This window comes from Micromonospora sp. LH3U1 (genome assembly GCF_028475105.1).
Taxonomy (GTDB): Bacteria; Actinomycetota; Actinomycetes; order Mycobacteriales; family Micromonosporaceae; genus Micromonospora.
Window position 1 is genome coordinate 208,626 of sequence record NZ_CP116936.1, and the last position, 22,612, is coordinate 231,237.

General features: G+C 69.9%; 15 protein-coding genes. 10 read left to right on the plus strand and 5 right to left on the minus strand.

The genetic code is table 11. The features are described from left to right. Nucleotides 1-17 precede the first annotated feature (17 nt). From PCA76_RS01025 to PCA76_RS01040, 4 genes are read right to left on the minus strand one after another with little or no spacing between them, the layout of a single operon-like run. The gene (locus PCA76_RS01025) at nt 18-962 is read right to left on the minus strand and encodes a MerR family transcriptional regulator (RefSeq protein ID WP_272619107.1); all 945 of its coding nucleotides are present in this window, start codon (nt 960-962) and stop codon (nt 18-20) included. Continuing rightward, on the minus strand, nt 952-1,572 hold the full coding sequence (gene idi / locus PCA76_RS01030; protein ID WP_272614624.1) for an isopentenyl-diphosphate Delta-isomerase: 621 nt from the start codon (nt 1,570-1,572) through the stop codon (nt 952-954). Before idi ends, PCA76_RS01025 begins: the two co-directional genes overlap by 11 nt. After that, nucleotides 1,569-3,050: a phytoene desaturase family protein gene (crtI, locus tag PCA76_RS01035; protein ID WP_272614626.1), complete on the minus strand. Its 1,482-nt coding sequence runs from the start codon at nt 3,048-3,050 to the stop codon at nt 1,569-1,571. The genes idi and crtI overlap by 4 nt, the downstream gene beginning before the upstream one ends. A 28-nt stretch (nt 3,051-3,078) precedes the next feature. After that, the gene (locus PCA76_RS01040) at nt 3,079-4,218 is read right to left on the minus strand and encodes a polyprenyl synthetase family protein (protein ID WP_272614628.1); all 1,140 of its coding nucleotides are present in this window, start codon (nt 4,216-4,218) and stop codon (nt 3,079-3,081) included. A 64-nt stretch (nt 4,219-4,282) separates the two neighbouring features. On the opposite strand from PCA76_RS01040, the gene PCA76_RS01045 reads away from it, so the two are divergent. Further along, nucleotides 4,283-5,206, plus strand: a complete 924-nt coding sequence (locus PCA76_RS01045) for a phytoene/squalene synthase family protein (protein ID WP_272614629.1) — start codon at nt 4,283-4,285, stop codon at nt 5,204-5,206. Then, entirely contained in the window at nt 5,203-6,528 is a 1,326-nt protein-coding gene (locus tag PCA76_RS01050; protein ID WP_272614631.1) for a cryptochrome/photolyase family protein, read from the plus strand. Before PCA76_RS01045 ends, PCA76_RS01050 begins: the two co-directional genes overlap by 4 nt. A gap of 9 nt (nt 6,529-6,537) precedes the next feature. Here the strand turns inward: PCA76_RS01050 and PCA76_RS01055 are convergent, their stop codons facing one another. Continuing rightward, the gene (locus PCA76_RS01055; protein ID WP_272614632.1) at nt 6,538-7,614 is read right to left on the minus strand and encodes a serine hydrolase domain-containing protein; all 1,077 of its coding nucleotides are present in this window, start codon (nt 7,612-7,614) and stop codon (nt 6,538-6,540) included. Nucleotides 7,615-7,706: 92 nt separating this feature from the next. Between PCA76_RS01055 and PCA76_RS01060 the strand changes: the two genes are divergently transcribed. The 8 genes from PCA76_RS01060 (at nt 7,707) to PCA76_RS01095 (ending at nt 22,611) form a co-directional block, all read left to right on the plus strand. Next, entirely contained in the window at nt 7,707-9,182 is a 1,476-nt protein-coding gene (locus PCA76_RS01060; RefSeq protein ID WP_272614634.1) for a dihydrolipoyl dehydrogenase family protein, read from the plus strand. A gap of 93 nt (nt 9,183-9,275) precedes the next feature. Beyond that, a complete protein-coding gene (locus tag PCA76_RS01065; RefSeq protein WP_272614635.1) occupies nt 9,276-10,280 on the plus strand; it encodes a LacI family DNA-binding transcriptional regulator in 1,005 nt (334 codons plus the stop codon). Nucleotides 10,281-10,613: 333 nt separating this feature from the next. Further along, nucleotides 10,614-11,993: an ABC transporter substrate-binding protein gene (locus PCA76_RS01070; RefSeq protein ID WP_272614637.1), complete on the plus strand. Its 1,380-nt coding sequence runs from the start codon at nt 10,614-10,616 to the stop codon at nt 11,991-11,993. Between the two features lie 86 nt (nt 11,994-12,079). Beyond that, nucleotides 12,080-13,036 (plus strand): carbohydrate ABC transporter permease, encoded by a 957-nt coding sequence (locus PCA76_RS01075; RefSeq protein WP_272614639.1) that lies wholly within the window; start codon nt 12,080-12,082, stop codon nt 13,034-13,036. Nucleotides 13,037-13,047: 11 nt separating this feature from the next. Further along, entirely contained in the window at nt 13,048-13,935 is an 888-nt protein-coding gene (locus PCA76_RS01080) for a carbohydrate ABC transporter permease (protein ID WP_272614640.1), read from the plus strand. Between the two features lie 135 nt (nt 13,936-14,070). Next, complete coding sequence (locus PCA76_RS01085) at nt 14,071-15,696, plus strand: glycoside hydrolase family 13 protein (RefSeq protein ID WP_272614642.1); 1,626 nt, start codon at nt 14,071-14,073, stop codon at nt 15,694-15,696. A gap of 137 nt (nt 15,697-15,833) precedes the next feature. After that, nucleotides 15,834-18,731: a galactose-binding domain-containing protein gene (locus PCA76_RS01090; protein ID WP_272614643.1), complete on the plus strand. Its 2,898-nt coding sequence runs from the start codon at nt 15,834-15,836 to the stop codon at nt 18,729-18,731. A gap of 187 nt (nt 18,732-18,918) precedes the next feature. Further along, nucleotides 18,919-22,611 carry a discoidin domain-containing protein gene (locus tag PCA76_RS01095; protein WP_272614645.1) on the plus strand — a complete coding sequence of 1,231 codons (3,693 nt, stop codon included), beginning with the start codon at nt 18,919-18,921 and terminating at the stop codon, nt 22,609-22,611. Nucleotide 22,612: the final 1 nt, after the last annotated feature.

Here is a 22,612-nt window from a genome sequence, read left to right on the forward strand (position 1 = left end):
AGCGGGCGACAGTGCGATCAGTCACGCCTCGACTGGTCGAGGGAGTCGCGGACCGCGGCGGCGAGCGAGACCGCCTCGGCCAGATCGACCGGTCGCACCACCCCGGCGGGCAGCGTGTCGGCTCGCCAGCCAGGGCCGGCGGCGAGCACCAGCAACGGGCGGCGGGGCGCGGCGAGCAGCGCGCTGAGCTGGTCTGGGTCGGCGGTGGCGCGGGTGTGCGACCAGAGCACCACGGCGGCCGGTCCGGTTCGGTTGACCGCCTCGACGAGTGCGCCCACCGGCACCCGGGCGCCGAGCATCCGGTAGCTGACCCCGGCCTCCGCGAGCGCCGCGGCCAACGCCTCCAGTGGCAGGGTGTGCTGCTCCTCGTCGGCGCAGGAGAGCAGGATCCGGGCCGGTCCGGTGGGAACCTTGGCCCGACTGGCCGCCGCGAGAGCCTCCGAGACGCAGCGGGACACCAGGTGTTCCACCTCGATCAGGCCGGCGGTGGCGGCGTGGCGTTCGCCGATTCCGGCGAGCACCGGGCGTAGCAGACCCTCCCAGGTGGCGACGACCCCGCCGGTAGCCAGAGCGTGCGCGATCGCCTCGCTGATCGCCGCCGCGTCCAGCCGCATGGCGGCCCGGGCCAGCCCGCGGGCTGCCGGACCGGCGCGACCCACCGGGATGGTTCCACCGCCGTCGCGGCCAGGTGGATGGATCCGCCTGGGGGCGACGGCGCCGGTGGGCGTCGGATCCGGTGCCTGGCGAGCCCAGCGGGCCGCCTCGGCGGGGCTGACCCCCTCGGCGGTGAGCCGTCGCATGATCTCGAGGCGGGCCAGGTCGGTCGGCGTGTACCGGCGGTGGTGACCGGGGATGTGCTCGCTGGGCCCGAGCCCGTAGCGCTGGTGCCAGGTGCGCAGGGTCGTCACCGCGACCCCCAGCCGGCGTGCGACAGCGCCCGCGCTCAGCGCCTCATCGACCACCCGGCCGCTCCGCCGTGTCATCCGCCAACGAACCAGGCGGGGTTACAGCCAGGCCGGATGCGCCCGACGTGACCTCCGAGGGGCGCAGTAGCCGGTTCACCACCCCGCCCAGCCAGGGCGCGTACGACCGGGGGTCGAGGTCCAGCTCGGCCTCCAGCGCGGTGGGATCGGCCCACCGCAGCTCGGCCACCTCATCCGGGTCCGGCAGGAGCGGGGCCGCGGGCAGGAACTCGCCGCGCAGCACGTGGTCGTACTCGAATTCGACGCGACCGGTCGCCGGGTCCTCGGCGTAGTAGACGTAGACGCCGACCTCGGTCAGCTCGACCGGGCCCGCGCCCAACTCCTCGCGCAGCCGCCGGTTGGCCGCCTCGGCGAGCGACTCGCCCGGCCGGGGATGACCGCAGCAGGAGTTGGCCCAGCGCAGCGGGAACCGGGTCTTGACGGCGGCCCGGCGCTGGAGCAGGACCTGGCCGTCCGGGTCCACCAGCAGCACCGAGAAGGCCCGGTGCAGCTGCCCCGGTGGCTGGTGTGCCGCCGCGACGGTCGTCTCGCCGTGGGCCTTGCCGGTCTCGTCGACAAGCTCGACGAGGTGCTGCTCGCGGCTGCTCATCGGCCTTCTCCGGTGATCCGCCCGGCGGCGAGCTTGCCGGAGATGAGCACCATCGGTACGCCGACCCCGGGCTGGGTGCCGGAGCCGACGAAGACGACGTTCGACAGGTCACGGTGCAGGTTCGACGGGCGGAACGGGCCGGTCTGGAAGAGGGTGTGGGCGGCGGCGAACGGGGTGCCCGCGGCCATCCCCTGGTCTTCCCACTCGGCGGGGGTGATCGCCCGCAGCACCTCGACCCCGGCACCGAAACCGACGTAGCCGCGCTCCTCCAGGGTGCCGATCAGCTGGTCGCTGTAGCGCTGGGTCAGGTCGCCGCGCCACTCGAACGGTGCCCGGTGCAGGTTGGGCACGGGGGCGAGCACGTAATAGGTGTGCCGGTCCGGTGGGGCCACCGAGGGGTCGGTCCGGCTCGGGTTGGTCACCAGCAGCGACGGGTCGGTCATCAGCTCGCCCCGACGGATGACCTCATCGAAGGTGCCCTTCCACGCGCGTCCGAAATGGATGTTGTGGTGGGCGATCTTCGCATATTCCTGTCGCGAGCCGACGTGCAGGACGACGCAGGACGGGGAGTAGGTGAGGTTGCGCTCCCTGCCAGCGGGGAGCAGGTCCCGGTAGGCGACCGGCAGGTCGGGGTTGAGGACCACCACGTCCGCCGGCACCAGCTCACCGTCGGCGGTGAGCACACCGGTGGCGCGGCCGTGCGCGGTCTCCACCCGGGTCACGGTGGTGTCGTACCGGATCTGGACGCCGTGCTTCTCCGCTGCGCCGGCCATCGCCTTGGAGACCGCGTGGATGCCGCCGCGTGGGAAGTAGACGCCGGCCACCGAGTCGAGGTACGCGATGACCGCGTAGATGGCCAGCGCGTCGTGCGGCGCGAGGCCGGCGTACATCGCCTGGAACGAGAAGATCCGCTGGGTACGCGGGTCCCGGAAGAATTGGTTGATCTTCGTTTGGAGACGCCGGAAGGCCCCGCCGGTGAGCAGCTTGAGCAGGTTGCCGGTGATCAGGTCGGTCGGCGCGTCCAGGTTGCGCTCGATGAAGTCGGCCCGCTCCAGGCGCCACAGCTCCCGCGCGTACTCGACGAAGCGCAGGTAGCCGTCGGCCTCGCGCGGCCCACAGACCCGGGAGATCTCGGCCGCCATCCGAGTGGTGTCGGTGAGCACGTCGAGGGTCGAGCCGTCCGGGTAGTACGCACGGTAGGCAGGGTCGAGTGGGGTCAGGTCGAGCCAGTCGTCCAACTCCTCACCGACCGCGCCGAGCGCCTCGGCGATCAGGTCGGGCATGGTGAGCACGGTCGGGCCGGTGTCGAACTCGTAGCCGTCCACGGAGAGCCGGCCGGCTCGGCCGCCGGGCACCGGCTCGCGCTCCAGCACGGTCACCTGTCGGCCGCTGCCCGCCAGGTGCAGCGCGCAGGCGAGCCCGCCCAGCCCGGCCCCGACGACCACCACCCGGTCCGTCCGTCCTGTCACCGTCCGCACGTGACCATCTCCTCAAGAAAGTCGCTCATCAGGCCCGCCGGTTGGTAGCGGCAGTGGCCAGACCGGTCAGCGCGGTCCGCGCCGTCCGGTCCACGGGCGCGGTATCGAGCGCGGCCAGCGCGTCGCTCACACGCTCGGCGATCATCCGTTCCACCCGGGCCACCGCGCCGGTCTCGGCGACAAGGTCGGCGAGCCGGTCGACCGGTCCGGCGGCGGCCTGCTCCAACGCCCTGAGCTGCGCCGGCGTGGCCAGCCTCCGGGCCAGCATGAGCAGTGTGGTCGGCTTGCCGGTGCGGAGGTCGTCACCGGCCGGCTTGCCGGTGGCGGCCGGATCGCCGTAGACGCCGAGCAGGTCGTCGCGGAGCTGGAACGCCTCGCCGACGGCGAGGCCGTAGCGGGTGTACGCGGCGACCAGCGGGTCGTCGTCGGGCAGCCCGGCCAGGCGGGCCCCGAAGATCAGTGGTCGCTGGACGGTGTAGCTGGCGGTCTTGTAGCGGGCCACCCGCAGCGCCCGGTCGACCGACCAGTGGTCCGGGTCGTTCTCGCCGAGCACGTCGAGATACTGCCCGGCGACCGTCTCCACCCGCATCTGGTCGTAACAGCGGCGCACCTCGAACAGCCGGGCCGGTGGCACCGTGGCGTGGGCCAGCAACCGATCGGCCCAGACCATGCAGAGGTCGCCGATGAGCACGGCGACGGCCTCGCCGAACCGGCCGGGATCGCCCCGATGGCCTGCGGAGATGTGCTGCTGGGCGAGCGCGACGTGCACGGTGGGTCGGCCGCGGCGGGTGGTGGATGCGTCCATCACGTCGTCGTGCACCAGCGCGAAGGTGTGCAGCAACTCCAGCGCGGCGAGCGCGGGCAGCACGGGCGGCAGTGCCTCGGCGCCGCCGACCGCCCCGCGCCAGCCCCAGTAGGCGAACGTGGACCGGATCCGCTTGCCGCCGACAAGGACGGCCTCCCGCGCGGTGGCGGCGAAGCTGCCCATCGACGCGTCGATCTCGGCGAGGGAGTCGACCTCGGCGGTGAGGAAGGTGGCCAGCGTCTCGTCGATCGCCGTGACCAGATCGTGGGTGTACGCGGCCAGGACCGCGCGGACCGGGTCGTCCCCTTCGCCCGGCACCGCCGCCAGGCGGGTCACATTGCCCGCAAGTGCGTCGTTGGCCATGCGGCTGAGCGTACCCTAGGCTACGAGTTGCGTCGATTGGTGCGTCGATAAATGAGGAGGGCTGGTGGACACAGATCTCACCGCTGCCTATGACCGGTGCCGTGAGCTGCACAAACGTCATGGCCGCACCTACTATCTCGCCACCCGACTGCTTCCCGCTTGGAAACGACGGCATGTGCACGCGCTCTACGGGTTCACCCGGTACGCCGACGAGATCGTCGACCGCACCGAGGACCTGCCGCCGGCCGAGCGGGCCGCCCGCCTCGACGACTGGGCCAGCCAGTTCGTGGCCGGCCTGCACGGTGCTCCCGTCGACGACCCGCTGCTGCCGGCCGTGCTGCACACCATCGCCGTCTTCGATCTCGACCGGGACGATTTTGCGTCGTTTCTGAAGAGCATGGCGATGGACCTGACCGTCACCGCGTACCCGACCTACGACCACCTGCTCGACTACATGGAGGGTTCGGCGGCGGTCATCGGCACCATGATGCTGCCGATCCTGGGCACCTCCGACCCGGCGGCGGCACGGGAGCCGGCGCGACAGCTCGGCTTCGCCTTCCAGCTCACCAACTTCATCCGGGACGTCGCCGAGGACCTCGACCGGGGCCGCACCTACCTGCCGGACGAGGACCTGGCGAAGTTCGGGATCACCCGCGACGAGCTGGTCGAGGCCCGCACCCGGGGCCGCGGCACCCCCCGGATCCGCGAGCTGATCGAGTACGAGGTGACCCGTGCGCAGGCGCACTATGCCGCCGCGGCGCCGGGCATCACCATGCTGGCGCCAGCCTCGCAGGCCTGCATGCGCACCGCGTACGCGCTCTATGGCGGCATCCTCGACGAGGTGGCCGCGCAGGACTACGACGTCTTCGTCCGGCGGGCCCTGGTGCCGCAGCGGCGACGGATGGCGGTGGCCGCACGGGCGCTGCTCAGCTCGACAGGTACGCCGGTCACCATCCCCGGGCCGACGGTCCACCCGCAGCCCCGGTGACCGCGAGCACCGCGATCGTGCTCCTGACCCGCGACCTGCGGGTGCACGACCACCCGGCGCTGGCCACCACCTGCGCGGCCTTCGATCGGGTGGTGCCGTTGTACGTGCTCGACCCGGAGCTGGCCGGTCTGTCGGCCAACCGCACCCGGTTCCTGCATCAGGCCCTCGCTGACCTGCGTGTCGAGCTGCGCGACCGCGGTGGCGACCTGGTGGTGCGACACGGCGACCCGGTGGCCGAGACGATCCGGGTGGCGGACGAGGTCGGCGCCACCGCCGTCGCGCTCTCCGTCGATGTCAGCCGCTACGCCCGTCGCCGGGAGCGGCGACTGCGCGCCGAGTGCGAGCGGCACCGGCTGCACCTGCGACTGTTTCCCGGGCTGACCGTGGTCGAGCCGGGCGCGTTGCGCCCCGGTGGCGGCGGTGACCACTACCGGGTGTTCAGCCCGTACCACCGGTCCTGGGCGGCCAACCAGTGGCGCGAGGAGTTGGCCGCGCCGCGCCGGGTGGCGCTGCCCGATGGCGTGAGCGTGGGCAGTCTGCCGAAGCTGCCGGCCGGGGACTCGCCGGACGCGGCGGTCGGCGGCGAGCGGGTCGCCCGGCAGCGGCTCACCGACTGGCTGCCCGACCTGGACCGGTACGACGATCAGCACGACGACATGGCCGGCGACGACACCTCCCGGCTCAGCCCGTACCTGCGCTTCGGCTGCGTGTCCCCGCTGGCGGTGACCAATCGGGCCGACGACCGGTCCGGGCCGTTCGTCCGGCAGATCTGCTGGCGGGACTTCTACTACCAGGTCACCGCCGCCTTCCCGGAGATCTCGACCTCGGCGTACCGGCGGGGTGCCACCGAGCAGTGGCGCTACGACGACGACGCGTTGGCGGCCTGGACCGAGGGGCGCACCGGGATGCCGATCGTCGACGCCGGGATGCGGCAGATGCGGACGCAGGGCTGGATGCACAACCGGGCCCGGCTGATCACCGCCGGCTACCTGACCAAGCACCTCGGGCAGGACTGGCGGGCCGGGGTGGCGGTGTTCTTCCGGTGGCTGCTGGACGGGGACGTGGCGAACAACTCCGGCAACTGGCAGTGGGTCGCCGGCACCGGCAACGACACCAAGCCGTACCGGGGGTTCAACCCCGTCCGGCAGGCCGAGCGGTACGACCCGGCCGGCGACTATGTGCGCCGGTGGGTGCCGGAGCTGGCGCGGGTGCAGGGCAAGGCCGTGCACCAACCGTGGCGACTTCCGGATCAGCTCCGCCGCGCCCTCGACTACCCACCGCCGCTGTCCGTTCCGGGCACCGACCCCGTCTGGCTGCGCTGAAACAAGCGGTCAGAGGCAGGAGTGCAGCGCCTCGACCAGCTCGTCCACCCGGTCGTGCTCGGCCAGGTGGGCTGTGGCGTACGCGAAGGTGTAGCCACGCTCCGGGTCGGCCCACGCGCTGCTGCCGCCGAGGCCACCCATGCCCCAGCTGCCGTCCGGCTCCCACTGCATGCCCAGCGTCCACCGGGCCTGGCGATCCAACACCAGGTCCGGCCCGTCGTACTGAACTCGGGTGGCCTCGGCAACCAGGTCGGGGCTGAACAGCCGGACGCCGTCCAGGAGGCCGCCGGCCAGCAGACCGGTGTAGAGCCGGGCCTGACCGGACGCGGTGGCGTGCAGGTTGACCGCCGGCACCTCTGCGCCGCGCCAGAGCGGGCTGTTCAGCACGGCCAGGTCCTGCCCACCGGCCGGGTTGCCCATCGCGCGCGCCCGCAGCGAGCCCGGCTCACCGAGCGCCCGGGTCGGCCACCCCGGGTCGCCGTAGCGCAGATCGGCACAGCGCCGCTGGTCCGCATCGGTCAGCCCGAAGCCGAGGTCGAGCTGCCACCGGCCGGCGATCTCCTCAGCCAGGAAGCGGCCCACCGAACGCCCGTCGACCCGGCGGACCAGCTCGCCCACCAGATGCCCGTACGTCCAGGCGTGCTCTCCGGCGACCGAGCCCGGCGACCACTCGGGGTCGGCGGCGGCCAGGTCGCCGGTGAGCAGTGCCCAGTCGGCGATCGCGGTTGCTGGCCGGGGCACCGGGAAGGTCGGAAGCCCGGCGGTGTGCGACAACACCTGGCGCACGGTGGCGGGGGTGCGAAACTCCGGCCAGTACCGGTCGACGGGCGCGTCGAGATCGACCTTCTCCCGGTCGACGAGCATCAGGAGGCAGAGCGCGGCGACTGGCTTGCCGACCGAGTAGACGTTCACCAGCGTGTCCGGCAGCCACGGCTCGCCGTCCCGCCCGGCACTGGTCCGGGAGCCGCCGACCAGGTCGACGACGGGCTGCCCGTCGTACCAGATGGCGAGGCTTGCGCCGGTCTCCCGGCCGGAGGCGAGCAGGTCGTGGAAGCAGTCCCGGACCGGGGTGAAGGGTGGGTGCATGCGGCCACGGTAAGCGGCCCGGCCCGGTGAGCGCGTCGACTTTTCCTCCGACCCCGGTGGTCGGGGCGGTGTCGTTGGGGGATGCTGTCGGGGTGGCGGAGCCGGAGCTGGTGGATGTGGTCGTGGTGGGGCTCGGGGTCGGCGGCGAGGAGGTGGCCGAGAGGCTCGCCGAGGCCGGCCTGAGCGTCGTCGGCATCGAACGGGACCTGGTCGGCGGGGAGTGCCCGTACTGGGGCTGCATCCCGAGCAAGATGATGATCAGGGCGGCCAACGCTCTCGCCGAGGCTCGCCGGGTCGATGGACTGGCCGGGACGGCCCAGGTCCAGCCGGACTGGGCGCCGGTGGCGAAGCGGATCCGCGAGGAGGCCACCGACAACTGGGACGACACCGTCGCGGTGGAGCGGTTCACCGGCAAGGGCGGCCGGTTCGTCCGGGGTAGCGGCCGGCTCGACGGTCCGGGCCGGGTCCGCGTCGGCGACCAGGTGTTCCAGGCCCGGCACGGGGTCGTGCTGGGCACCGGCACCCGTGCGTCGGTGCCGCCGATCGACGGCCTGGCCGACACGCCGTACTGGACCAACCATCAGGCGATCGAGGTCGAGCAGTTGCCGGAGTCGCTGCTGGTCCTCGGTGGCGGCGCGATCGGTCTGGAGCTGGCGCAGGTCTTCGCCCGCTTCGGGGTCCGGGTCACCGTGGTGGAGGCACTGGACCGGGTGCTGGCCGTCGAGGAGCCGGAGGCGTCCGAGGTCGCTGCCGCGGCGCTGCGCGCCGACGGCGTGGAGATCCACACCGGGGTACGCGCCGAGCGGGTCGAGCACGACGGGACACGGTTCACCCTGCGCGGTGGCGGCGGGGCGGAGTTCAGCGCCGACCGGCTGCTGGTGGTGACCGGGCGTAAGGCCCACCTGGAAGAGTTGGGGTTGGACACGATCGGCGTGGACGCCAGTCAGCGTTACCTGCCGGTCGACGACCGGTTGCATGTCACCGACCACGTCTGGGCGGTCGGTGACCTGACCGGCGAGGGCGCCTTCACCCACATCGCCATGTACCAGGCGGGGATCGTCGTCGCCGACGTGCTGGCCCGTGCCCGGCAGGCGAAGGCGGGGGCGGATGCCAGCGGGACCGCCAGCGTGGTCGGCGGCGCGATGGGCGCGTCCAGCTCGTTGGCCGCCAGTGGGTCGAGCGGGTCGGCCGGCACCGTCCCGCGAGCCGACTACCGCGCGTTGCCTCGGGTGACCTTCACCGATCCCGAGGTTGGCGCGGTCGGGCTCACCGAGCGGCAGGCCCGCGAGCGCGGCATCAACGTGCAGGTTGGTTTCACCAAGCTCGGCAGCTCGACGCGGGGCTGGATCCACCAGGTCGGCGACGAGGGTTTCATCAAGCTCATCGCGGATGCGGACCAGGGCGTGCTGATCGGCGCCACCTCGGTCGGCCCGGCCGGCGGCGAGGTGCTCTCCGCGCTGGTGGTGGCCGTGCACGCGGCGGTGCCGTTGAGTCAGCTCCGGCACATGATCTACGCGTACCCGACCTTCCACCGGGCCATCGAGGAGGCGCTGCACAACCTGTCCTGACGGTAGGCCGCGGGCAAGACGCGGCAGTCAGCCCGCAAATGCTAGGCAGTTTGCTGTTCATTTCTTTCATTGTGGTGACGTACGATTGCGACCGTGACCAAGCGGTTGACTGAAGTTGCCAAGAAGGCGGGCGTCAGCGAGGCCACCGTCAGCCGGGTGCTCAACGGCCGCGACGGAGTCTCCGAGACGACCCGGACCGCCGTGCTGACCGCGCTGGACGTGCTCGGCTACGAGCGGCCGACGAAGCTGCGCGGCGAACGCGCCCGACTGGTCGGGCTGGTGTTGCCCGAGTTGCAGAACCCGATCTTCCCGGCGCTGGCCGAGGTCGTCACCGGGACTCTCGCCCAGCGTGGCTACACCCCGGCTCTCTGCGCCCGGACCATCGGCGGCGTGTCCGAGATGGACTACGTGGAGATGCTCCTCGACCACCAGGTCTCCGGGGTGATCTTCGCCGGTGGCTCGTACGCGCTCGCCGATGCCAAACACGACCACTACCGTCGGCTGACCGATCGCGGCCTTCCGGTGGTGCTGGTCAACGCGGGTGTGGACGAGTTGGGCTTCCCCCGCGTCTCCACGGATGACGCGGTGGCGGTGGAGCAGGCGTACGGGCACCTACGTTCGCTCGGGCACGAACGGATCGGCATGGTGCTCGGCCCGGAGGGGCATGTGCCGTCCCGGCGCAAGCTGGACGCGATGATGAAGGTCGCGGGCTGGGACGAGGGCGACGCCGAGTGCGTGGAGCGTTCCAGCTTCTCGATGGAGGGTGCGCGGGTCGCCGCGACGAAGTTGGTCGAGCGGGGCGTGACCGGCATCATCTGCGCCAGCGACGTGCTCGCGCTGGGCACGATCCGGGCGGCCCGCCGACTGGGCCGTTCGGTGCCGGCCGACGTGTCGGTGGTGGGTTACGACGACTCCGCCTTCATGACGTGCACCGATCCGCCGTTGACCACTGTGCGGCAGCCGATCGAGACGATGGGGCAGGCCGCCGTGGATCTGCTGGTCACCCAGATCGAGGGTGCCGGCGTCCTTCAGGACGAGCTGCTGTTCGAGCCGGAGTTGGTGGTGCGGGGTTCCACAGCGCCCGCCCCCGGCCGCTAGGCACCACACCGAACGACGCTTCGGCCGTCGACCGCCTCTCGCGGTCGGCGGCCGTTTTCGTCGTTGCTCGCCATGGTCGGCATCGACCGGGCCGAATGACCGGTCATAAGGCATCAATAGCTAACAAGACGGGCTGCTTTCAGCGGCTTGCCAACATCTGTCGTCATCACGTCGTGTCCTTTCGGAACAGGGTCGATACCTTGCCGAAATGAGTCGGCCTCGCTACAGTGACTCCACTCACACCTGGCTCCGACGCAGCTACTGGGCGTCAGGTCGTATCACCGCAGATCAGCGAAGGTCATTGGAGACACCCGTTCCCGAAGGGATGGACAGATGTCCGTACCGCAATACCGAAAGGCTGCGGCGGTTGCGCTCGTGGCCGGCCTGGGGCTCAGCCTCACGGCATGCTCCACGAAGAGCGACGACAAGGGCTCGACCGCAGGCGGCAAGGTCACCATCACTGTCGACTGCCAGCCGGTCGGCGCCCAGAAAGAGCTGTTGAAGAACTGGAACGACGACGTCGCCGAGTTCCAGAAGCAGAACCCGGACATCACCATCAAGAGCGTCAGCGTCGGCGAGCAGTGCAACAACCCGCCGGACTTCACCGCCCGCCTCGCCGGCGGCACCGTGACCGACGTCTTCTACGGGTACATGACCGATCTCCAGCAGGTGCTCGACTCCGGTCAGGCGATGGACATCAGTCAGCAGGTCAACAAGGACGCGATCGCGACCTGGGACAGCGTCGACCCGGCGCTCAAGGAGGTCTTCACCGACGGCGGCAAGCTCTACGCCGTTCCGGTGAAGAACTACTCGATGGGTCTGGTCTACAACAAGGCCCTGTTCCAGCAGGCTGGGCTCGACGTCAACAACCCGCCGAAGACCTGGGCCGAGGTCCGTGCCGCCGCCAAGAAGATCTCCGCGCTCGGCAACGGCATCGCTGGCTACTCGGAGTACAGCGCCGGCAACACCGGTGGCTGGCACTTCACCTCCCTGCTCTACTCGCAGGGCGGCCGGGTGCTGACCGAGGACGGCAAGAAGGCCGACTTCAACAACGCCCAGGGCAAGCAGGTCCTGCAGAACCTCAAGGACATGCGGTACGGCGACAACAGCATGGGCGCCCGTCAGCTGCTCCAGTGGGGCGACCTGCTGACGAACGCCGGCGCGGGCAAGGTCGGCATGTTCATCGGCGCGCCGGACGCCACCCAGGCGATCGTCAGCCAGTTCCAGGGCAAGTTCCAGGACTGGGCGATGGCTCCGCTGCCCGGCCAGGACGGCGCGGCCAAGGGGACGCTCGGTGGTGGCGAGGGCTACTTCTTCAAGAAGGACCTCACGCCCGAGCAGGTCAAGGCCGGTCTGAAGTGGATCGCGTACCAGAAGCTCACCCCGGGCAAGGGCCAGTTCGACTACGTCCGGGCCAAGCCGCAGAACTACCCGGTGGGTCTGCCCCAGCCGCTGCTCTTCGCCAACGGCAGTGACGCGCAGAAGCAGGAGCTGGAGCTGCGTAAGGCGAACGCGAACGTCGACACGGCGAACTTCGCGCTCTTCGAGGCGACCCCGGTTCCGATCAAGGGTGAGCCGCGCAACGCCCAGGCGGTCTACGCGGTGCTCGACGCCGCGATGTCGGGCGTGCTGACCAACCCGAACTCGAACATCGACGCACTGCTCAAGACCGCCGAGGAGAAGGTCAACCAACTCCTCGCCGCCGAGAGCTGACCGATCGTGTGGGGGTCGGGACGCCGACCCGACCCCCACGCCATTCGCACCGCATCTCGACGTCACTGACTCACCCAGGAGTTGCCTTGGCGATCACCACCGTCCCGGAGACCTCCAGGAAACCGGGCCACCCGCCGTCGCCGTACTCGGCGCGGCCGCAGCGAACCAGCCTCGGCCGCAAGGTACGGGACAACCTCACCGGTCACGCGTTCCTGATCGGGGCGGTGCTCTGCTTCGTCGTCTTCTCCTGGTACCCGATGATCCGCGGCATCGTGATGAGCTTCCAGCGCACCCGGCGTGGCGAGACCACCTGGGTGGGCTGGGACAACTACTCCCGCATCATCGCCGACCCCAGCTTCTGGACGGCCTGGCAGAACACCTTCTACTTCACGGTGCTCGCGCTCCTCCTCGGGTACGTGGTGCCGTTCTTCGTGGCGGTGCTGCTCAACGAGTTCCGCCACGCCAAGGGTTACCTGCGGATCCTGGTCTACCTGCCGGTGATGCTGCCGCCGGCCTCGGCGCTGTACCTCTTCAAGTTCTACGCGTACGACCCCAGCGAGGCCGGGCTCTTCAACGCGATCCTGAAGGCGTTGCACCTACCCACCTCGCAGTGGATGCAGTCGCCCGAGATGACGATGCCGGCCATGGTCATCGCGTCGACCTGGATGAACATGGGCGGCGCGGTGCTCATCTACCTGGCGTCGTTGCAGAGCATTCCCGGCGAGCTCTACGAGGCAGCCGAACTCGACGGCGCCGGCATCTGGAAGCGCATCCGGCACGTGACGATCCCGCAGACCCGGCTGATCCTCGCGCTCCTGGCGATGATCCAGATCGTCTCCACGATGCAGCTCTTCATCGAGCCCCTGATCCTCGCCAACGGTGCCGGCGCGGAGGACTCCGCGACCACTGTGGCGTACCTCATCTATCAGCACGGGTTCTTCCAGAACGACCTCAACGGTGCCGCCGCCCTGGGCGTGATCATGCTCGTGGTGCTGGCCGGCTTCTCCGCCGTGTACCTGCGGCTGAGTGCGAAACAGGACTAGGACGGCGAGGAATGGCACAGGATTCCGGAACCCGGACCCTCATCTCCCATGCCCAGCTCAGTCGGGGGCGTGGCAGGGTCATCTACTGGACACTGCTGGTTGTCGTCGTGGCGGGGTTCACGCTCGTCTTCCTCGGACCGCTCTACTGGATGGTGACCGGCGCGCTCAAGTCCGGCCAGGAGATCGCGCAGACCCCACCGACGCTGTTCCCGAAGGACCCCCAGCCGCAGAACTACATCGACGCCTGGAACAACCTGGAGCTCGCCAAGCTGCTGTTCAACACGTTCTACTACGCGGTCGGCGCGGTGCTGTTCCAACTCGTCTTCGACGCTGCTGCCGCGTACTCCTTGTCCAAGCTTCGGCCGATCTTCGGCAACGTGATCCTCGCGATGATGCTGGGGACATTGATGATTCCGGCGATGGTCCTCATCGTCCCGCAGTACGTCACCGTGATCGACCTGCCGATCGTGCACATCAACCTGCTGGACTCGCCGTTCGCGATCTGGTTGCCCCTGGTGGCGAACGCATTCAACATCTTCCTGTTGAAGCGGTTCTTCGACTCGATTCCGGAGGAGTTGATGGCGGCCGCCCTGGTTGATGGGGCGACGTCGCTGCGCACGCTCTGGTCGATCATCCTGCCGATGTCCCGCCCGATCCTCGGCGTCGTCGCGATTCTGGCCATGACGGCAGTCTGGAAGGACTTCCTCTGGCCGAAGCTGGTCATGCCGTCGCCGGAGACCCGGACGGTCAGCGTCGGCATCTACTCCTTCGCGGGCGGGACGCCCATGAACGTGGTGATCGCCGCGTCGGTCATTGCCGCGATTCCGACAGTTATCGTCTTCCTGATCTTCCAACGGAACATCATGTCCGGTCTGACCACGGGCAGCATCAAGGGATAACCACCACCGCACCTTCCGCGGCGAACAACGACCGTTCGCCCGACACATCTAGGTCCGGCGAACCCGCCGACGTACTGACGCAGAAAGCAGGTGCTCGTGTCCACAGCTGACAGAAGTCCGTGGTGGCGTGGAGCCGTGATCTACCAGGTGTATCCCCGGAGCTTCGCCGACGGTAACGGCGACGGCATCGGTGACATCGCCGGCATCCGGTCCCGGCTGAACCACCTGTCCGCGCTCGGCGTCGACGCGATCTGGTTCAGCCCCTGGTACCCGTCCCCGATGGCCGACGCGGGCTACGACGTCTCCGACTACCGCGACATCGACCCGGTCTTCGGCACCCTGACCGAAGTCGAGGCGCTGATCGCGGAGGCGCACGAGCTGGGCATCCGGGCCATCGTCGATGTGGTGCCCAACCACTGCTCCGACGCGCACCCCTGGTTCCAGGCCGCGCTCGCCGGCGGCCCCGGCGCGCCCGAACGGGACCTGTTCTGGTTCCGACCCGGCCGGGGTCCCAACGGCGACGAGCGACCCACCGACTGGATCGGCGAGTTCGGCGGCGAGACCTGGACCCGCACCACCAACCCGGACGGCACCCCCGGCGACTGGTACCTGCACCTGTTCGCCCCCCAGCAGCCGGACTTCAACTGGGACCACCCCCGTGTGCGGGAGGAGTTCGAGGACGTCCTGCGGTTCTGGTTCGACCGGGGCGTGGACGGCATCCGGATCGACTCGGCCGGGCTCCTGGTCAAGGACGGGACGCTGCCCGAGGTCAGCGAGGGCCAACCGCACCCGTTCCACGACCTCGACGGCGTGCACGACATCTACCGGGGCTGGCGTCGGGTCGCCGACGAGTACGCCGACCGGGCGCTGATCGGTGAGGTGTGGCTGCCGGACCGGCAGCGGTTCGCCAACTACCTGCGTCCGGACGAGCTGCACGCCGCGTTCAACTTCGACTTCCTCGGCTGCGCCTGGGACGCCGCGGCGCTGCGGGAGAGCATCGACGGGACGCTGAGCGCGCACGCGCCGGTCAACGCGCCGGCCACCTGGGTGCTCTCGAACCACGACGTCACCCGGCACGTCACCCGCTACGGTCGTGCCGACACCCGGTTCAGTTTCGCCGCCAAACGCGAGGGGACCCCCACCGACCTGGAGCTGGGCACCCGGCGGGCCCGGGCCGCCGCGCTGCTCTCGCTGTCGCTGCCCGGTGCCGCCTACGTCTATCAGGGCGAGGAACTGGGCCTCTACGAGGTCGAGGACATTCCGTACGCGCTGCGCCAGGACCCGATGTGGGAACGTTCCGGCCGCATCGACCCGGGTCGGGACGGGTGCCGCGTACCGCTGCCGTGGGCAGGTGACGAGCCGCCGTTCGAGTTCAGCCCCGACGGCGCCGCAGCGCCCTGGCTGCCTCAGCCGGCCGACTGGAAGGAACGGACGGCCCACGCGCAGACCGGCGACTCGGCCTCGATGCTGGAGCTGTACCGGGCGGCGATCCGAGCCCGACGGGCCGAACCGGCGCTCGGTGACGGCCAACTGACCTGGCTGCCCGCCCCGGAAGGGGTGCTCGCGTTCAGCCGCGGCGGTGGCTTCAGCTGCCTGGTCAACCTCTCCGACACACCTGTTCCGCTGCCAGCCGCAGGGGAGTTGCTGCTGGCCAGCGGGCCACTCCACGAGGGGTTGCTGCCGTCCGACACGGCGGTCTGGCTGCGTACCGCCGAATTGGCGGACGGGCCGCGCGCGGCGGACGGACCCGGCCTGACCTGACTCTGATCGCCGTGGTGCCGGCGGCCCGTCCCGGTCGCCGGCACCACGCCACCAAGAAGGGAGAAACGAGGGGGACGCGCAACACCGCACCGACACGGGGGGATCTGGCCTGCCTGACGAAAGGGAGAGCGCAGCTCATGGCCAACCACACCATCGGCACCCCGCACCACCTTCGACACCCGACCCGGGCAGGGTTGGCCGCCATCGCCGCCACCCTGCTCGCCGCCACCTCGTTGACCGCCCTCGCGGTCACCGGCAGCGCCACCCCGGCCTCGGCGGCCGGGCTGTCCCCCTTCGACATCCCGGGGCGGGGTGCCACCGTCCCGTTCGTTGAGCAGGAGGCGGAGGAGACCGCCCACAACGGCACGAAGATCGGCCCGGACCGGCGCTACGGCACGCTGCCGTCCGAGGCGTCCGGCCGGGAGGCGGTCACCCTCGACGCCGTCGGTGAGTACGTCGAATTCACCCTTACCGCCCCGGCCAACGCGGTCACCTTCCGGTACAGCCTGCCGGACAGTCCGTCCGGGACCGGCCGGGACGCTGCCATCGACCTGCGGGCCAACGGGACACTGCTGAAGTCGGTCCCGGTGACATCCAGGTACGGCTGGTACTACGGCGGGTACCCGTTCAACAACAACCCCGGCGACACCAACCCGCACCACTTCTACGACGAGACCCGGGCGATGTTCGGCGGCACCCAGCCCGCCGGCACGAAGATCCGGTTCCAGGTGTCCTCGACCGCCCAGTCGCCCTCGTTCACCATCGACCTGGCGGACTTCGAGCTGGTCGCCCCGGCGATCACCAAGCCCACCGGTGTGCTCGACGTGGTCACCGACTTCGGGGCCGACCCGAGCGGCGCGACCGACTCGACCGCGAAGTTCCAGGCGGCGGTCGACGCCGGAAAGGCCCAGGGCAGGGCGGTCTGGATCCCGACCGGCACGTTCACCCTCTGGGATCACGTGGTCGTCGACGGGGTGACCCTGCGCGGCGCCGGCCCCTGGTATTCGGTGCTCGGCGGCCGGCACCCCACCGAGCGGAACAGGTCCGTCGGCATCTACGGCAAGTACGTCCCCGGTGGCGGCTACACCGGCCCGGTCCGCTCGCACGAGGCGAACGGGCCGAGCCGCAACGTCACCCTGCGGGACTTCGCCATCATCGGTGACATCCGCGAGCGGATCGACGACGACCAGGTCAACGCCCTGGGCGGGGCGATGACCAACTCGGTGGTCGACAACCTCTGGCTGGAGAACACCAAGGTCGGGGCGTGGATGGACGGCCCGATGGACAACTTCACCATCCGCAACAGCCGGATCCTGGACCAGACCGCGGACGGGGTGAACTTCCACACCGGCGTGACCAACTCGACGGTGACCAACACGTTCGTCCGCAACACCGGCGACGACGCGTTGGCGATGTGGGCGCAGAGCGTGCCGAACGTCAACAACTCCTTCACCCACAACACCATCGGCGTGACCCTGCTGGCGAACCACCTGGTCAGCTACGGCGGTCGGGACATCAAGATCACCGACAACGTGACGGCCGACTCGCTGACCAACGGCGGCGGCATCCACGTCGCGAACCGCTACCCGGGCGTGCAGGGCGCCACCGGAGTCCAGGGCACCTGGACGATCGCCCGGAACACGTTGATCCGTAACGGCAACTCGGACTACAACTGGAACTTCGGCGTTGGCGCGATCTGGTTCTCCGCACTCAACGAGGCGTTCCAGAACCCCACCATCAACATCACCGACACCGACATCCTGGACAGCTCGTACGCGGCGCTGCACTGGATCGAGGGCCAGACCAACGGGATCAACCTCAACAACGTGCGGATCGACGGCGCCGGCACGTACGCGCTCCAGGTGCAGGCACCCAGCCAGGTGTCGTTCACCAACGTGCGGGCCACCAACATCGCGCAGAGCAACCCGATCCACAACTGCGTCGGCGGTGGCTTCCAGATCACCCAGGGCGCCGGCAACTCCGGCTGGTACGCCCCGACCCCGTACTGCGGCCCGTGGCCGGACCCGCAGTGGGGCGGCGGACCCACCTCGCCGCCACCCACCTCGCCGCCTCCGACCACCCCACCACCCACCACCCCGCCCCCGACCACTCCGCCACCCACCAGCGGAAACCTGGCATTGAACCGGTCGACGACGGCGACCAGCACCAACCAGAGCTACACGGCGGCGAACGCGGTGGACGGCAACGCGGCCAGCTACTGGGAGAGCGCCAACAACGCCTTCCCGCAGTCGGTCACCATCGACCTGGGCGCGGCCCGGTCGGTCGACCGGGTGGTGCTCAAGCTGCCCGCCGGCTGGGGGAGCCGTACCCAGACACTGTCGGTGCTCGGCTCCACCGACGGATCGTCGTACGCCACGTTGGCGGCGTCCGCCGGTCGGGTCTTCGACCCCGGCACGGGCAACGCCGTGTCGATCGGGCTGCCCTCCGGTGACCGCCGCTACATCCGGGTGACCGTGTCCGGCAACACCGGGTGGCCGGCCGCCCAACTGTCCGAGGTCGAGGTGTACGGCGGCACGCCCACCACGCCACCGCCCACCACGCCACCTCCGACCACCCCACCTCCGACCACCCCACCGCCGACCACGCCGCCCCCCAGCGGCAACCTGGCGGCCGGTCGGTCGGTCACCGAGAGCAGCCACTCCGACGTGTACGCCGCCGCCAACACGGTGGACGGCAACCCGAACACCTACTGGGAGAGCGCCAACAACGCGTTCCCGCAGTCGCTGACTGTGGACCTGGGTGCCAACCGGTCGGTGTCCCGGGTCGTCCTGAAACTCCCACCGTCATCGGCCTGGCAGACACGCACGCAGACGCTGTCGGTGCTCGGCTCCACCAACGGCTCGACGTTCGCCACCCTGAAGGCGTCCGCCGGCTACACCTTCAACCCGGCCAGCGGCAACACGGTCACCGTGACCTTCACGGAGACCAGCGAGCGGTACCTGCGGCTGACCATCACCGGCAACAGCGGCTGGCCAGCCGGTCAGCTCAGCGAGTTCGAGGTCTATTCCAGCTAGGCCGGGGTGCCCCCACCCGCCCAGGGCGGGGGCACCCTCCGGACGGTTCGGCGCAACGCAGCCCCGGTCGTCCGACCCGTCCCCAACCCGCACCGTCCCCCACCTGTCGCGGAACGACGGGCGTACCCCTGCACCCGTCGCCGGGCAACGCACCCACACCCACCCCCGAAAGAGGTGTAGCGACCCCATGTCCAGAAACGGCACCAGACGAGGCACGCCGCCGACCGGCGCGCCCAATTCCGTCCCCCGCACGGGCCACCGACGGCTGCTCGCCAGCGTGCTCGCCGGGGTGCTCCTCGTCACCGCCCCGGTCGTCACCCCCACGGCCAGCGCCGCACCGGCGGTCGACGCGTCCAAGGCCGCAGCCCGCGCGGCCCTGCTCGCCGGGCTCTCCGCCACCATGACCGCCAGCAGCTACAACCAGAACTACGTGGCGAGCAACGCCAACGACGGCAACGCCGACACCTACTGGGAGAGCGCCAACAACGCGTTCCCGCAGTGGATCCAGGCCGACCTGGGCGCCACGGTCAACGCCGACCGGGTGGTGCTCAAACTGCCGCCGGCATCGGCGTGGCAGACCCGTACCCAGACTCTGTCGGTGCTCGGCTCGACCAACGGCTCGTCCTTCACCACCCTGAGCGCGTCCGCCGGCTACACCTTCAACCCGGCCACCGGTAACACCGCGACCGTCAGCTTCACCGCCGCGAGCACCCGCTACGTACGGGTGCAGGTCACCGGCAACAGCGGCTGGCCGGCCGCGCAGTTCTCCGAGGTCGAGGTCTACGGCGCCGCCGGCAGCCCCGACACCCAGGCTCCCAGCGTCCCCGGCAACCTGGCGTACACCCAGCCGGCCAGTGGGCAGATCCGGCTCACCTGGTCGGCGTCCACGGACAACGTCGGGGTGACCGGGTACGACGTCTACGCGGGCGGCGCGTTGCGCGGCAGCGTCAACGGCTCGACGCTCACGTACACCGACAGCCAGCCCGACAGCGCCACGGTCTCCTACTACGTCCGGGCCAAGGACGCGGCCGGCAACCAGTCGGCCAACAGCAACACCGTGACCCGGACCGGCACCGGCAACCCGCCGGTGGGCACCAACCTGGCGATCGGCAAGCCGATCACCGCCTCCGGGTACGTGCACACGTTCGTGGCCACCAACGCCAACGACAACAACGTGGCCACCTACTGGGAGGGCAACGGGAACCCGAGCACGCTGACCGTTCAGCTCGGTGCGAACGCCAGCCTCAGCCAGATCGTGGTGAAGCTGAACCCGGACTCAGCCTGGGGTGCGCGTACGCAGAACATCACAGTGCTCGGCCGGGACCAGGGTTCCTCGACCTTCACGACCCTGGTTGGCGCCGCCAACTACAGCTTCAACCCGGGCAGCGGCAACACGGTGACCATTCCGGTCTCCGGTGCGGCGGCCGACGTGCGGCTCTCGATCGCCTCGAACACCGGCGCTCCGGCTGGGCAGGTGGCCGAGTTCCAGGTCATCGGCACCCCGGCGCCGAACCCGGACCTGACCGTCACCGGCATGTCGTTCAGCCCGTCCGCGCCGGTGGAGACCAGCACCATCACGCTCTCGGCCACCGTGCGCAACGCGGGCTCGGCGGCGTCCGGTGCCACAAACGTCAACTTCTACCTGGGCTCCACCCGGGTCGGCACCGCGTCGGTCGGCGGCCTCGCGGCCGGCGCCTCGACCACGGTCAGCGCCAGCATCGGCACGCGTGACTCGGGCAGCTACCCGCTCAGCGCGAAGGTCGACGAGTCGAACACCGTCGTCGAGCAGGACGACACCAACAACAGCTACACCAACCCCAGCCCGCTGGTGGTCAGTGCGGTCGCCAGCTCCGACCTGGTCGCCTCGGCGGTCGCCTGGTCACCGGGCAATCCGTCGGCCGGCAACACGGTCACCTTCTCGGTGTCGGTCCGCAACGCCGGCAACCAGGCGTCCGCGTCCGGCTCGCACGGCATCACCCTGACCGTGCTCAACGAGTCCGGCAGCGTGGTCCGTACGTTGACCGGCTCGTACTCCGGCGTGATCAACGCCGGCGCGACGGTCGGCCCGATCAGCCTGGGCACCTGGACCGCCGCGAACGGCAAGTACACCGTCCGGGTGGTGCTCGCCGTCGACGGCAACGAGTTGCCGGTCAAGCAGGCCAACAACACCAGTGACCGTCCGCTCTTCGTGGGGCGCGGCGCCAACCTCGGCTACGACATGTACGAGGCCGAGGACGGCACCACCGGCGGTGGCGCGGGGCAGGTCGGGCCGAACCGGGACATCGGTAACCTCGGTGGTGAGGCGTCCGGTCGTCGGGCGGTGACCCTGAACAGCACCGGCTCGTACGTCGAGTGGACCACCCGGGCGGCGACCAACACCCTGGTCACCCGCTTCTCCATCCCCGACGCGCCGGGCGGCGGAGGCATCGACTCGACGTTGAACATCTACGTCAACGGCACCCTGCACAAGCCGATCAACCTGACCTCCAAGCACATCTGGCTCTACGGTGCCGAGGCCGGCCCGAGTGACTCGCCGAGTGCCGGCCCGCCTCGCCACCTGTACGACGAGGCGAACGTGATGCTGAACTCGACCATCCCGGCGGGCAGCACGATCCGTCTGCAGAAGGACCCGGCCAACACCACCACGTACGCGATCGACTTCGTCAACCTGGAGTTGGTCGCACCACGGGCCAACCCGGACCCGGCCCGGTACCGGGTGCCGACCGGCTTCAGCCACCAGGACGTCCAGAACGCGCTGGACGCGGTTCGGATGGACACCACCGGCAACCTGATCGGTGTCTACCTGCCGGCCGGCACGTACGAGACCGCGCAGAAGCTCCAGGTGTACGGCAAGCCGATCACGGTCGTCGGCGCGGGCATGTGGTACACCCGCTTCCAGACGCCGACCAACCAGCAGAACACCGACGCGGGCTTCCGGGTGGAGTCCTCGGCCAGCGGGTCGACCTTCTCGCACCTCGCCTTCTTCGGCAACTACACCAACCGCATCGACGGGCCGGGCAAGGTCTGGGGTGAGCTGAAGGACGTCGACAACATGACCCTGGACAGCGTCTGGGTCGAGCACACCGTCTGCGCGTACTGGGGGGTGAGCGTCAGCGGGCTGACCATCCGCAACAGCCGCTTCCGGAACACCTTCGCTGATGGCGTGAACCTGACCAACGGCAGCACCAACAACCTGGTCACCAACACCGAGGGGCGGTCGAACGGCGATGACGCGTTCGCCCTCTTCTCGGCCACCGACCAGGGTGCGTCGACCGGCAACAACGGCAACGTGTTCGAGAACCTCTCGGCCACGCTGACCTGGCGGGCGGCAGGGCTGGCGGTTTACGGCGGTTACAACAACATCTTCCGCAACCTGTACATCGCGGACATGTTGACGTACTCGGGTATCACCATCAGCTCGCTGGACTTCGGCTATCCGTTCATCGGGTTCGGCGCCAGCCCACCGACCCAGTTCCAGAACATCTCGCTGATCCGGGCGGGTGGGCATTTCTGGGGCTCCCAGACATTCCCCGCGATCTGGGTCTTCTCCGCCTCGAAGGAGTTCCGCGGCATCCGGGTGTCCGACGTGGACATCGTCGACCCGACGTACACCGGAATCATGTTCCAGACCAAGTACAACGGGTCGCAGCCGGAGAACCCGATCACCGACACGGTCTTCACCAACGTCTCGATCAGCGGCGTCCGTAAGAGCGGTGACGCGTTCGACGCGAAGTCCGGGTACGCGGTCTGGGCCAACGAGATGCCGGAACCCGGTCAGGGCCCGGCGGTCGGCTCAGTAACTTTCAACAACCTGCAGCTGACCAACAACTACCAGGACATCCGCAACACCACGACGACCTTCACCATCAACCGCAACTGAT